The organism is Paenibacillus sp. NPDC057934 (assembly GCF_042887565.1).
Classification (GTDB): domain Bacteria; phylum Bacillota; class Bacilli; order Paenibacillales; family Paenibacillaceae; genus Paenibacillus_AQ.
Genome location: NZ_JBHVPB010000003.1, coordinates 524,353 through 537,523, shown reverse-complemented (window position 1 = coordinate 537,523; position 13,171 = coordinate 524,353). Strand labels below are relative to the sequence as shown.

The window sequence follows — 13,171 nt, the reverse complement described above, 5'->3', positions numbered from 1 at the left end:
CCACTGCTGGAAGCAGCTATTTCGTTAAAGGGCACTAGTAGATTATACATGTGCAGCCAACCCCACAGCAAGACTTCGGGAAAAGAAGGGCCTACTGAACCATCAGCATTACAAGGAAGAACAACACAAGCAGGATCAGGAAAGGCATTACACTGCTAAGTAGTGCTTTCCAGGCAGAGAAACGGTGTGCTTCTCCAATGGCCTTCATGGTGATTATGAAGCTCCAGACTCCAAATACAAGCTCCAGGACTACGCAAATAAAATAAACCGTCGTTGCGGCCAAGTTGCTCTCCAGCGTCGGCATTTCCAAGGTAAACATCTCTTTGCCAAGGAATAGCAACTCCGGAACCCACAGCACCCCAAGCAGGACTGCTGGCATAAACAATCCTCGCGCCAGCGCCGTTTGCAGCTCTGCCCGGCTGCCTTGGCCTCCCAACCATCCGCCGATTATTTTCAGCAGGAAGCTGCCCACATAAAGTGCAAACAGCCCGCCGACGATGCCCGCTGGAATGGACATCAGGAAGATCGTGGGCAGCGACATAACGTCGCCGAGGTTCTTGGAAGATGCACGCCCCAGCGCACTTAGGAATCCAGCGGCCATAGACAGCCAGATCATATTCCGGCGCGGGTTATCGGAATCCAGAAATCCACGGATCGTGCGGCGCGGTGCCGTCCAGACGGCCAGCCATGGCGTCAGACTGGTCTTGGCTTGTGGAGTGTTGTTAAAGTCTAGCTCAGTGTTCATTAATTAAGCTCCTTTAGGTGTCTTGTTATGTATGCGTAGACGGGGATGAAACCGTCAGAACAACAAAATATGCCCGGCAAATTGCCGGACATATTTCACTGCAACTATACTAGGTATTCTCTATTCCCCAGGTTTTTCCTCTACGGCTGCTTTGAAATTTGTGACCGGTGCCTGAACCGAAGCTACCGGAGCCACGGTAGACACAGGGGTATAGGGGCTCACCGATGCCGGAGCAGCTTTGCGAGTCAGTCCTTTGATCAGTTCTTCCACATCAATACCGGAGACGCTTTTCAGCATTTCAGGCGCAGTGGACATGAGTTGGGTCACATAATTGCTGACCCGGGCTGCGCCCTCGCCGTTGCCAGTATCGACCACTGTAAGCTTGTCGATAGATGCCAGCGGCTCGGCAATCTTGCCCGCCAGTTCCGGCAGCATCTTGACGATGATATCCAGCACGGCAGCTTCGCCGAACTTCTGGAATGCCTCCGCCAGCTTCTCCTTGGCTTCTGCTTCCGCCAGACCGCGCAGGCGGATAACTTCGGACTCCGCCTTACCTTTGGCCAGCTCAGCATCCGCAATCGCTTGGCCCTCAAGCCGCTTCTGCTCCGAAGTCGCCTTCGCCTGCGTCTCGATGCTGTATTGCACCGCATCGGCCTCGCGCATTCTTTTCGCCTTATCAGCTTCTGCCGCCTGCTCTACTGCGTAACGATCTGCCTCGGCCTTCTTCTTCACTTCCGCATCATACTGTTTCTCGCGGACCTGAATCTCTTTCTCCTGCAGGTCAATCTCCCGCATTTTACGAACAAGTTCAACCTTCATCTGCTCTTCCACCACAGTCTGCTTGGCGCGTGCCTCCTGAATATGGTAAGCCTGGTCAGCTTCCGCTTTCGCCGTGTCCTGATCGCGTTTGAAGGCTGCTACTTTCAACTGATTCTCTTTGGAGGCCTCAGCGATATTCGTATCACGCAACAGTTCCGCCTTCTGCCCTTGCTCTTCGGCGTTGGCCTTCTGGATACGCGCATCCCGCACAGCTTCCGCTTCGGCAATCTCTGCATCCCGCTTTACGGCAGCAATCCGCGGCTTCCCAAGTGCATCTAGATAACCGTGTTTGTCGCGGACGTCCTTAATAGTAAAGGAGACAATCTGCAGACCCATTTTCTTGAGATCGCGTGCCGCTACGCCCTGTACTTCCTGCGCGAACCGATCACGGTTACGATATACTTCCTCAACAGTCATGGAACCAAGTATCGCCCGCAGATGGCCTTCCAGCACTTCCTGAGCCTCGCTCTTCAGAGATTCAATCGGCTTACCCATAAACTGCTCAGCAGCAGTCGCCACATCTTCAGTGGAACTACCAACCTTGATGATGGCCACACCGTCCGCGATAACCGGCACGCCTTGCTCTGTATACACTTCCGGTGTCGTTACATCGAGCTTATGAGACAGCAAGGACATGAATTCAGCCTTCTGAAAGATAGGAAGAATAAAGGCGCCGCCCCCGCGGACAATCTTGATTTTCCGACCAGAGCCGTCATCTGAAATATGATTTTTCCCGAGAAATGAACCCGTAACGATCATGCCTTCATCCGGTCCCACCGTTTTGTAACGGGCCCAGAACGCTATACCAAGTACCAGCAGAACAGCAACTACCACAGCAGGAATTAACAAAAAGTCAGGTATGCCGAACATTAAATATCCACTCCTCTTCTCTCTTCAAATTCTGACACCAGCGCTACTCCCTCATTGACATCAACCACAACAACCTTCGTTCCAGCCAACAAGGGCCGGTGATCAAAGCTGGACGCCGTATGCAAACTGTTGCCAGCCCCGAATTTCACCATGATCTCTCCATAGCCCTTTGCCGGGATGGGAACCGTAATCTCACCGATCATTCCTGGCAGTTCCTGCATGGAAAATCCATTTGAGGTCTGGCTCTTATCCATTGGTTTTACAAACCCCAGGAACAAGAGCACCCCCATGAATGCGGCAGTCAGCAGGGATAAAGCGACAATCGGCCCGTCATCAAGTGTGCTGTAGCGGGTTAGCAGAATGCCAGCGCCGCCGAATACGGTCACTGCTCCTGCCACGACGGTGGGATTAAGAAAATCAAAGGACACAATATCGAAAATTCCATCCAGTGCACTTCCGATCAGATCTCCCACCAACACGCTGACTATGGCAAAAATGACGCCTAGCGCCAAGCAGCCCAAATACAGCGTTTGCATAGTTTTCTCCTCCCGTCTTTGTTCCGGACTGTCATGCTATATTAAACGTGAAAAGTTCGTCCTTGGTTTCACAAACTTTGGATTTTTTTCTAGGAATCCCTTTGAATACGCTTCTAATTCCGATTTCACTGAGCAAACATGACCCTTTAGAGCGATAGGCGAACAATTATTATTATAATACAATATGCACAAACCTATATTTTCAAGTAGTAAAAATCCATGAAGAGGTGATGAACGTGAACGTACGCACAGTAGGAATTTTCCTGTTTGATGATGTTGAGGTACTTGATTTCGCCGGACCCTTTGAAGTATTCGCCGTCACCGTTACCCAGCGTTCCACAACCGAAGCCTTCGCCCCCTTCTCTGTTACGACTGTTTCTGAGCAAGGGGGAATGATCACCGCCCGCAATGGGCTAAAGGTCACCACCGATTACAGCTTTTCAAGCGCGCCTTCGTACGACATTCTCGTCATTCCTGGAGGGATGGGTACTCGTAAGGAAGTGCATAACCGGAATGTGATTTCCTGGATTCAGGAAAAGTTCCCGGAGGTAGAGCTCATGACTTCGGTCTGTACAGGGTCTTTCTTGTTGGCGCAAGCCGGCATTTTGGAGGGCAAAGCCGCCACCACCCACTGGGCTAGCATCGAGCGAATGAGAGAGACTTATCCATCTGTTAGGGTCAAAGAGAATACGAAGTTTGTGGATGCTGGAAAGATCGTCACTTCAGCAGGTATATCTGCTGGCATTCATATGGCCTTTCACGTCGTTCAGCGCCTGCTGGGCACAGATGTGGCGCAACGCACGGCTAAACATATGGAGTACGATATTCATTTCTAATCCAATTTAAAAAAGCAGCCCAGGCTCTTAACAAGCTCAGGCTGCTAATATCACATTATGACGCGTGTCTTTATAGCGACATTGTATAAATCTCTACAACATCCTCACGGTTCAGTTTGCGGAAGTTACCGAAAGCCCCAAAGCGCATCGCCTTATCCGCCATTACACCAATTTGACCATCGCCAATATCGTAATCGGCCAATGTTTTCGGTGCGCCGATAGAATCCCAGAACCGGCGCAGTGCTTCAATGCCCTCAAGTCCAATCTCTTCGTCAGTCTTGCCTTCAGGATTCACGCCAAAAGCATTAACCGCCAGCTTACGGAAACGGGCCGGATTGCTGGACAAGTTATATTTCATCCATTGCGGGAACAGGATCGCTAGTCCGCCGCCGTGCGGAATGTCGTATACCGCAGAGACCGCATGCTCAATGTTGTGTGTGGCCCAGTCGCCGGCAAATCCCATGCTTACCATTCCATTCAGTGCCATGGTGCCACAGTAGAGGATAGTCTCGCGAAGCTCATAGTTCTCCAGATCTTCCACTAGTTTGGGACCAGTCTCGATCACCGTGCGGAGTAGACCCTCGCAAAATCCGTCCTGTGCGAGCGTATTGCCATCCGTGTGGAAATAATGCTCCAGCACGTGGGACATGATGTCTACCATGCCATATACGGTCTGATCGCGAGGCAGGGTAAAGGTATGCACAGGATCAAGAATGGAGAACGCCGGATAAGCGTGAATGCTTCCCCAAGCCAATTTTTCCTGCGTAACTTCGTTTGTAATCACAGAACCGCCGTTCATTTCCGAACCAGTGGCAGCGATTGTCAGAACCGTACCCAGCGGGAGAGCAGCTTGCGGCACCGCCTTGCGTTCCAGGAAGTCCCACATATCGCCGTCATACTTGGCACCCACTGCAACGGCCTTCGCACAGTCGATTACACTTCCGCCACCCACGGCCAGGATGAGATCAATGTTGTGTTGATGACAGAGCTCCACCCCTTTATGTACTGTGGAAAGGCGAGGATTCGGCTCAACGCCGCTAAGTTCAGTGATCTGCACATCCAGTTCCTTGAGATGGGCAATAACTTTATCATAAAGGCCGCTTCGCTTGATGCTACCGCCTCCGTACATGAGAAGTACGTTTTTTCCGTACTTGGGAACTTCTTGACGCAATGCTTCCAAGGTATCCCGGCCAAAGATCAGCTTCGTTGGGTTGTAGAATTCAAAATTCCGCATGTGTACAGGCCTCCGTAAGTTCGTGATTTGGTAATGCACCCACTATTATAGACTTCTGTCTGTCTCCTTTCAAATCGGTGACGAAAAATAACCAAATATAAAAACAGTAGCATAGTCTCCACCATAGTGATTCCCCTTGTCGTGATGGAATGATCCTTGTGAAAAGGGTTGGAACCGCAATAAAAACAGGGACGCTGCAGGAGTCCACGACTCCCAAGCATCCCTGTTTTGTAAGGTTAAAGAATATATTACTGTGCTCCGAAGCTTCCGACAAATCGGCGGAAAGCCGCTTGCCCTTCCGGTGTACGCTTGTAGACACCGGCGTGCTCAAGAATCTGTGTGAATTTGATGCCAACTTCGTTCTGCACTGTCTTTACAGCAGCTTCCCGCTCAAGAGAAGTACCAAAGCGTTCTGCCAGTTCCTCTACCCAGGCTGCATGTAGCACCAGTGGGTGATCAGCATTACCTTTTAACGCCTCACGAGAAGCCGTATCACCGGCAAGAATGCCAGCGATAGCATCCAGCTCTTCCTTCAGGCGGCCAGGCAGAATCGCCAGACCCATGACTTCGATCAAGCCAATGTTTTCTTTCTTGATATGGTGCATCTCCCGATGCGGATGGAAAATCCCCTCCGGATACTGCTCGCTGGTCCGGTTGTTGCGCAGTACCAGATCCATCTCGAAACTTCCGTCTTCACCTCGACGCACAATCGGCGTAACCGTATTATGAGGTTGCTGCTCGCCATCCACTTCGCTGAAAGCGAAAACTTCGGCTTCAGGATCACTGTAAGCTTTCCAAGCCTCATAAATGGCATTGCCGCATTCCAGCAGCACGGCCGGGTTCTGGCTGTTCATGCGCAGTACAGACATTGGCCACTTCACAATGCTGATGCTAACGCCCGGATAATCCGGATGACTGAAGGTATCTTCCTTCGGCGCCTTCTGAATTGGGAACGTATGACGTCCCCCCTGGAAGTGGTCATGCGTCAGGATTGAACCGCCGACAATCGGCAGATCGGCATTAGAACCGATAAAGTAATGTGGGAAAGACTCCACGAAGCCAAGTAGGCGCTTCAGCGTATTCTTTGTCAGCTTCATTGGCACATGGTCATGATGGAACACAATGCAATGCTCATTATAATAAACATAAGGAGAATATTGGAACAGCCATTTCTCTTTATTCAATTCCAGCGGAATAACGCGCAGATTCTGGCGTGGCGGGTGGTTGACCCGGCCGGCATAACCGACATTCTCACGGCAGAGCAGGCATTTCGGATAGACCGGCGGTGGAAGCAGCCGGGCCATCGCAATTTCCTTTGGACTTTTCTCTGGCTTGGACAGGTTGATCGTCATCTCGATGTCCCCATAAGACGACTCCTGCAGCCAGTAGACGTTCTTGGAGATGCGGTCCATACGGATATAATTGGAATCAATGCTCAGCTTGTAGAAACGATCCGTTGCAGCCTCAACGCCCTGTTCCTGTCTCAAACGATTGAACTCCTCGTTCACTGCCGAAGGACGAGCCATTAGCTGGCCCATAATCTTGGCGTCGAGCAGATCCCGGTAAGTATCGCTGTTCTCCGGGAACAGACCGATTTCGAAGCCGTAATCAATCAATTGGTCCAGCGGACCTTGCGGGCCCTCCAGCACCGTGTGATCCACTTCTCCGGCAAAGGGCTCGGTGAACCCAAACTGGTCCAGCAACAGGTTGCGACTATAATCAATATCCGCAGGTTTGATGAGGTCTTGCCGCAGAGCAAACAGAACCAACTGCTCTATAGCATGCAGTGCCTCTTGCCCGGCAGCAGCCGTTATCTTCTCGTTGTCCATTTCAATTTCTCCTTTATTCCCCGTACCCTTGCGGATTAGCCGAATGCCAGTTCCAAGCGCTTTGGATGATGTTCTCCAGATCCGCATGCTGAGGATTCCAGCCCAGTACAGAGCGCGCCTTCGCCGATGAAGCCACAAGTACGGCAGGGTCGCCGGCACGGCGTTCCTGAATAACTACGGGAATTTCCAAACCGGTCACTTTCTTAGCTGTTTCAATCACTTGCTTCACGGAGAAGCCCAGGCCGTTTCCAAGGTTGAATACGTTACTTTCGTTTCCGCTGCGCAGATAGCTCACTGCACGAACATGGGCGTCAGCCAGATCACTGACATGAATGTAGTCGCGTACACAGGTTCCGTCTTCCGTCGGATAGTCATCACCGAACACGGCAATGCTCTCACGTTGCTTCAACGCAGTTTGCAGTACCAGTGGAATCAGATGGCTCTCTGGACGGTGATCTTCTCCGATTTTGCCGCTGGCATGTGCGCCTGCCGCGTTGAAGTAACGCAAAGCCACGTATTTAATGCCGAGCACTTTATCGAACCAGGACATCATGCGCTCCATGGTCAGCTTGGTCTCGCCATAGACATTCGCAGGCTCGGTGCGGTCTGTCTCTTCAATCGGCACCTTTTCCGGTTCGCCGTAGGTTGCGGCCGTGGAGGAAAAGACGATTTTGTCCACGCCTGCCTTCTGCATAGCTTCCAGCAGACATTGGGTACCGTAGACGTTGTTGTCATAATATTTAACCGGGTCCTTCATGCTTTCGCCCACCAGGGAACTGGCCGCAAAGTGAATGACCGCCTCAATGTTATTCTCGGAGAACAGCTTGGCCAAAAGTTCCTTGTCCCGCAGGTCGCCTTCGTACAATTTGCCGCCCAGGAGTGCCTCGCGATGCCCTGTCAGCAAATTGTCGATGACTACAACTTCTTCGCCGCGTGCCAGAAGCTCAGCTACTGTGTGGGAACCGATATACCCGGCACCGCCCGTTACCAGAATCGCCATGTTTACTTCTCTCCCTTCAGTTCTTCTACGCCATTGCCGATGCCGCATACATAGAATTCGCCAGTCAGACCGGATCTTTCCTTGTAAGCCGCGCCTACTTCACTAATAAAGCGTTCCACGTCATCTTCATGCACCAGGGATACCGTACAACCGCCAAAACCTGCACCTGTCATACGCGCACCAAGTGTACCTGGAATGCGCTGTGCTTCTTCCACCATGATATCCAGCTCCGTACAACTTACCTCATACAGATCACGAAGAGAAGCGTGGGAATCGTTCATGTATTGACCGAACTGCTTCAGGTCGTTGTTCTTCAGGACTTCTACCGAATCAAGCACGCGCTGGTTCTCTTCCACCACATGGCGTGCGCGGCGTCTTACCGTCTCGTCAACAATCTTGTCTTGATGAGTCTCGAACTGCTCACGTGTGAGCTGGGCCAGATAGGACAGGGACGGAACTTCTTTTTGCAGAATGGACAGGGCTTCATCACACTGCTGACGGCGTTCATTATACTTGGAATCCACCAGGCCTCTGCGCTTATTCGTATTACCGATGATCAGTTTATAGGAACCGGTCACGAAAGGCACCAGGTTGTATTCAAGCGTATCGCACATAAGCAGAATGGCATGATCGCGCTTGCCGTTAGCCACGGCGAACTGGTCCATGATTCCGGAGTTCACGCCAACATATTGGTTCTCAGCACGCTGGGAGAGCAGGGCAATCTCAACAGTGTCGGTATCGCCGCCTTCGAGCGTCAGGAATGCATAGGCGGTTACCACCTCAAGGGATGCGGAGGAAGACAAGCCTGCTCCGTTCGGGATATCCCCATGGAACAGCAGATCGTAGCCTTGAGTCAGAGGTTGGTTCTTCTTCTGCAATTCAACCATTACGCCGATCGGGTAATCCACCCACTCACCGGTCTTGGCCTTGCCAATATCACTGAAATCTATAGATGCTTCGTAAGGGAAGTTAGTCGATGCAAAAGTGACCTTGCTGTCACTGCGCGGGCGCACGATCAGCGTGGTACCGAATTCAAGTGCTGCGGGAAGCACATATCCACCGTTGTAATCCAGGTGCTCACCAATGAGGTTGACACGGCCTGGTGCGTAAAACACGCTAGCTTCCTTGCTGCTCTCCCCATATTTTTCGATAAACGTCTGGCTAAGTTGTTGTATGCTCATAAATGCCACTCCATCCTTTCACTATTTGCGATCGCGGGATTTGGTAATGCTTTCTTTCTGCTTATATTATAATAAAATCAGACTTGGTCTGATAATGCAATCATGTGTGTAATGTATGGATATATGTGACTTTTCCGGATATAATCAATTGTAAAAACACCGCCGGCTAACCAACAATTTTTCTGAGCGGCCGACAAAAGGGGTTGTCCTGCCTATGGATTCATCCGGTTCCCATTCCTATACCTATTCCGTTGGCTCTAATCCCGTCTCCTACGACAGCCAACCGCTTCACGTCCTATTCGCCGGCGAGAGCCAGACGCTGCCAATGCACCAGGCCGGTCCTAAGATCTACGATTATTATCTGCTCCACTTCATTGAATCAGGGTCGGGCAGCTTTCATACGGAGCAACACAAGTACGAACTGGGCGAAGGGGATTGCTTCCTGATCCATCCTGCCCAGTTGGTTAGCTATATCTCCGACCCGAATCAGCCTTGGCGCTACCGCTGGGCCGCTTTTACCGGGGCAGAGGCCGACCGGCTGGTGCAGCAGGCCGGGTTCAGTCCAGACACGCCGGTGCTGTCCGCTGCCGAGGGCAGCGTGATACCCGAAGCGCTGGCCGGGATGATGGGCGCCTTCAATGCCAATAGGGAGAGCGCACATCTCACCTCTCTAGGTTATTTGTATCTCATCATAGGAGAAGCAGCGGAGCGTTTATCTTCTCACTCACGTCTGCCCGGCGCGGGGTCACAGGTGCAGCGAACCGTGAAGCAGATGATTCACTACATGTCCTCCCAGTATGCCCATCCTGTCTCTATTGAACAAATGTGCGACAGCCTGGGCTATAACCGAGCCTACCTGTCCCGGGTGTTCAAACAGGAAACCGGACTGTCCCCGGTGACTTACCTGCTGAAGCTGCGCATTGATAAATCCAGGCAGCTGCTGCGGGAACGCCCGGAGCTGTCTGTAGAGCAGGTGGCGGCCTCCGTCGGCCTGACAGATGCGCTATATTTCTCGCGCCAGTTCAAGCGCTTTTGCGGCCAGTCCCCGACGGCTTACCGCATCGCCACAGCGAGAAAGGGAGACAAATCTTCACGCTAATCCTTACCTCTGAATAAGCGCTCCTCCCAGCGCTAACATTAGGCATAATAACAGCCCGTTTCTGTATAAGGAAACGGGCTGTTATTGTGCCTACCATAAGTCGCTAGGTTAAGACTAAGCTTGATCTTCAGTGTTTGGAAAATGACTCTGACGTCTCAATAACGCTCATCTCGTAGCTTACGAAGGTGACAAATGCGACAAAAAAGATCAGCTTCACTCGGTAAGGGATTGGAGTAACAGGATTGGCTCCTGTTATTTTGATTCAATTACCTTCTTTTTTTGATATAACTGCAAAAAATCCCGTTAATCTTCTTGTAACTACCCAATTTACGGCGAAAAGAGGTTTTTAACTGGAGAAATTCCTGTTATTCATCAATAAATACGGAAAAGGGAAACATTAACGTTATGTTTTCCCGTTATTCAAGCCCTCTTAAATTTCGAGTGTACTCACTACCCTATTTTAACCTTAAGGAGCCCACGTACTCTTAAGCATTGTGAAAAAAGCAATCAAGACTTCCGCAACAGCGAACCCACCTTGCCAAGCACCTCACCAATACGATCTGTAATGATAAGATTTGCATGACGGTCATATGGTGTAGGTTCACCATTCAGCAATACCGTATGCCTTCCGCGAAAATAAGTAATCAGGCTAGCCGCCGGATACACGGTCAGCGAAGTGCCGCCAATCAGCAGCAAATCGGCCCCACGGATAGCCTCCACACTCTCTGTCAGTACCGTATGGTCCAGTTCCTCTTCATAAAGCACCACATCCGGCCTAATCATACCGCCGCAATCCGGGCAGCGAGGCACGACGTCTTGGCTATCCGCAATCTGCTCCAGCCCGTAATCACGGGCACAATCCATGCAGTAGTTCCGGTGAATCGAACCGTGCAGCTCCAGCACCCGGCGGCTGCCCGCTTTCTGATGCAGACCGTCAATATTTTGCGTAATGACAGCCTTGAGCTTGCCTTGTTGCTCCAGCTCCGCCAATAGAAGATGTGCCCCGTTCGGCTGAGCCTGCGGATGAATCATTTTGCTGCGGTAGAAATCAAAAAAAATGTCCGGTGAGGACATGAAAAACGTGCGGCTGAGCATCTCCTCAGGGGGATAAGGCGACTGATGCTCGGTCTGATACAACCCTGCCGCAGAACGAAAATCGGGAATTCCGCTTTCCGTAGAAGTACCCGCCCCGCCGAAGAAAACAATAGATTCACTATCTTTAATCCAGGAAGTCAAGGTTTGTAATTGATCCATGGGCATTCAGTCCATCCTTTCTATACTGTACTTAGGAAGAAATCGAAAGTTCATGGAAGCCCGATATCACGATATCGGCATCCAGCAGATGTGCGCTTCCGCCGTCTTGACCCGCAATACCGATGGCCAGGGACACACCTGCGCCTTTAGCGGTCTGCATATCCGCATTACTGTCCCCGATCATCACGGCCTCGCCGGGATTCAGGCCAAGCTCGCGGCAAGCCCTCTCCGCCATTTCGGGATCCGGTTTGCCGTTTACTACATGGTCTCTCGTCACCACCGTCTGAAAATAAGCTGCAATTCCAAGCCACTCCAGCTGCTCAGCCGTCGTCTTCACTCCGTCCGAGGTGACTACCCCCAGCTTCAGCGAGGCATCCGCACATTGCTTCAGGAAGGGTAGCAGCCCCGGTAGCGGATACGCCGCCTGTCTCTTGCGCAACTCATTCATCGCATCCTTGGCGATATGCTTCACCTTTGCTAAGGCTTCGTTCCACGAAAGGCCGGAGGCATACAGCTGCCACGCCAGCAGCCCCTCCGTTTCTCCTGCCGTTGCCATAGAGAACGGTCCGGAGGGATCATAGCCAATGACCTTTCCGCTATCATCATGGATGGTGCCGAGCAGTCCAGATATTCCGCCTTCCAGCGTCTTGGCCCTAATCGCAAGCTGCTTTTCCATCCCGCGTAGAACCAGTTCCGCCCAAAGCCCCCATGTAGCCAGGATATCCAGCAATGTGCCGTCTTTGTCAAAAAGAATGCCCTGGCAAGGAATAATCGTATGATTCACATGTAATAAAGGCATGTTGTCATTGTCCCCCAGTCTATGGGTTAACCCAGATTGCTCAACCAATCGAGCAGTGCGCGAACCGTGCGACCCTGCTGCTCTTCCTCGGTAATTGTGGCTTCACCGTCTCCTTTTTGCTTTCCATAGCTTCCGAACTGGGCATGATTGCCGCCCTCCACAGAGTAATAAATGGTATTGTCCGGCAGGTAGGAGCGTCCTTTGCGGTAGCTGGTCCTATTGATTACCCCATCCTCCGTGCCCAGGATCGACAGAACCGACAGTGTCGTGTCTTTCAGACTGCCTTTCTCATCAGGATAGGACGCCAGAAAGAACACACCTTTAAGTTGACGAGGATGTTCTGCGGCATAACGGGAAGCCATGACGCCTCCCAAGGAATGCCCGCCCAGCACAAACGTAAGCTTGGGATGCACACGGATAATCTCTTCCGCCGCATCTCCCTTCGTCACCGCCAGATTAAGCGGCATCTTAGCGATGTACACGGGATGCCCAGCCATGGCAATGGTCTTCGCCAGCGGGGAATAGGCTTCTGCTTCCACCAGCCCGCCAGGATACAGAATTACCCCTGGACCTGTGGCCAGACCCGGCTCAAAGGATATCCAGTTGTCGTTCTGCTCCACCGAAATGCCTCCACCTGAGATGAGAGCCGTTTCGGCGCTCTGCTCAGGTGCGTAGGGCGTCAGATATCTCCATAGAAGCAGACCCGCAGCGACGAAAATGATCAATAGGATGACGAACACGCGGCGTTTCGTTATTTTACCCTTCACATATGTCCACTCCCGGCTGGTTCTGCATATACTGCTTCCTCTTAATATGAAAATTATAGTTGAATCGGTGCTTCCTAACAACCTTCAACACATCGCCACATTCACTTAGATGACAACGCTTACGCTAGTGATATTAATCACAATTCAAAGGAGTGTAATACGGTATTTTAAAATTAAAGTAATGGATATGCTTGGAGGGACA

12 protein-coding genes are annotated in these 13,171 nt (G+C 51.5%); 2 read left to right on the top strand and 10 right to left on the bottom strand.

Annotation, left to right across the window (positions count from 1 at the left end; genetic code table 11):
- Positions 1–91: 91 nt before the first annotated feature.
- The 3 genes from ACFVRY_RS09745 to ACFVRY_RS09735 all read right to left on the bottom strand — a co-directional run bounded on the left by ACFVRY_RS09745 (position 92) and on the right by ACFVRY_RS09735 (position 2,970).
- The gene (locus ACFVRY_RS09745; RefSeq protein ID WP_387499616.1) at positions 92–745 is read right to left on the bottom strand and encodes a Yip1 family protein; all 654 of its coding nucleotides are present in this window, start codon (positions 743–745) and stop codon (positions 92–94) included.
- Between the two features lie 120 nt (positions 746–865).
- Complete coding sequence (locus ACFVRY_RS09740) at positions 866–2,434, bottom strand: flotillin lipid rafts scaffold protein FloT (protein ID WP_387499614.1); 1,569 nt, start codon at positions 2,432–2,434, stop codon at positions 866–868.
- Complete coding sequence (locus ACFVRY_RS09735) at positions 2,434–2,970, bottom strand: NfeD family membrane protein (protein WP_387499613.1); 537 nt, start codon at positions 2,968–2,970, stop codon at positions 2,434–2,436. The genes ACFVRY_RS09740 and ACFVRY_RS09735 overlap by 1 nt, the downstream gene beginning before the upstream one ends.
- 230 nt (positions 2,971–3,200) lie before the next feature.
- Here ACFVRY_RS09735 and ACFVRY_RS09730 point away from each other — a divergent pair, with 230 nt between their 5' ends.
- Positions 3,201–3,806 (top strand): DJ-1/PfpI family protein, encoded by a 606-nt coding sequence (locus ACFVRY_RS09730; protein ID WP_387499611.1) that lies wholly within the window; start codon positions 3,201–3,203, stop codon positions 3,804–3,806.
- Between the two features lie 70 nt (positions 3,807–3,876).
- Here the strand turns inward: ACFVRY_RS09730 and ACFVRY_RS09725 are convergent, their stop codons facing one another.
- From ACFVRY_RS09725 to ACFVRY_RS09710, 4 genes are all read right to left on the bottom strand, one after another.
- Complete coding sequence (locus ACFVRY_RS09725; protein ID WP_387499609.1) at positions 3,877–5,040, bottom strand: iron-containing alcohol dehydrogenase; 1,164 nt, start codon at positions 5,038–5,040, stop codon at positions 3,877–3,879.
- Between the two features lie 248 nt (positions 5,041–5,288).
- Complete coding sequence (locus ACFVRY_RS09720; protein ID WP_387499738.1) at positions 5,289–6,869, bottom strand: UDP-glucose--hexose-1-phosphate uridylyltransferase; 1,581 nt, start codon at positions 6,867–6,869, stop codon at positions 5,289–5,291.
- 13 nt (positions 6,870–6,882) lie between these two features.
- Entirely contained in the window at positions 6,883–7,869 is a 987-nt protein-coding gene (galE, locus tag ACFVRY_RS09715) for a UDP-glucose 4-epimerase GalE (protein ID WP_387499607.1), read from the bottom strand.
- Positions 7,870–7,871: 2 nt separating this feature from the next.
- Entirely contained in the window at positions 7,872–9,050 is a 1,179-nt protein-coding gene (locus ACFVRY_RS09710) for a galactokinase (RefSeq protein ID WP_387499605.1), read from the bottom strand.
- Positions 9,051–9,264: 214 nt separating this feature from the next.
- On the opposite strand from ACFVRY_RS09710, the gene ACFVRY_RS09705 reads away from it, so the two are divergent.
- The gene (locus ACFVRY_RS09705) at positions 9,265–10,149 is read left to right on the top strand and encodes an AraC family transcriptional regulator (protein ID WP_387499603.1); all 885 of its coding nucleotides are present in this window, start codon (positions 9,265–9,267) and stop codon (positions 10,147–10,149) included.
- Positions 10,150–10,656: 507 nt separating this feature from the next.
- Here ACFVRY_RS09705 and ACFVRY_RS09700 read toward each other — a convergent pair.
- Genes ACFVRY_RS09700 through ACFVRY_RS09690 form a run of 3 tightly spaced genes read right to left on the bottom strand, consistent with a single transcriptional unit; the run spans position 10,657 to position 12,969 of the window.
- The gene (locus ACFVRY_RS09700; protein ID WP_387499601.1) at positions 10,657–11,403 is read right to left on the bottom strand and encodes an NAD-dependent protein deacylase; all 747 of its coding nucleotides are present in this window, start codon (positions 11,401–11,403) and stop codon (positions 10,657–10,659) included.
- Positions 11,404–11,434: 31 nt separating this feature from the next.
- Positions 11,435–12,202 (bottom strand): HAD family hydrolase, encoded by a 768-nt coding sequence (locus tag ACFVRY_RS09695; RefSeq protein WP_387499599.1) that lies wholly within the window; start codon positions 12,200–12,202, stop codon positions 11,435–11,437.
- A 26-nt stretch (positions 12,203–12,228) separates the two neighbouring features.
- Positions 12,229–12,969: an alpha/beta hydrolase gene (locus ACFVRY_RS09690; RefSeq protein ID WP_387499597.1), complete on the bottom strand. Its 741-nt coding sequence runs from the start codon at positions 12,967–12,969 to the stop codon at positions 12,229–12,231.
- Between the last annotated feature and the right edge of the window lie 202 nt (positions 12,970–13,171).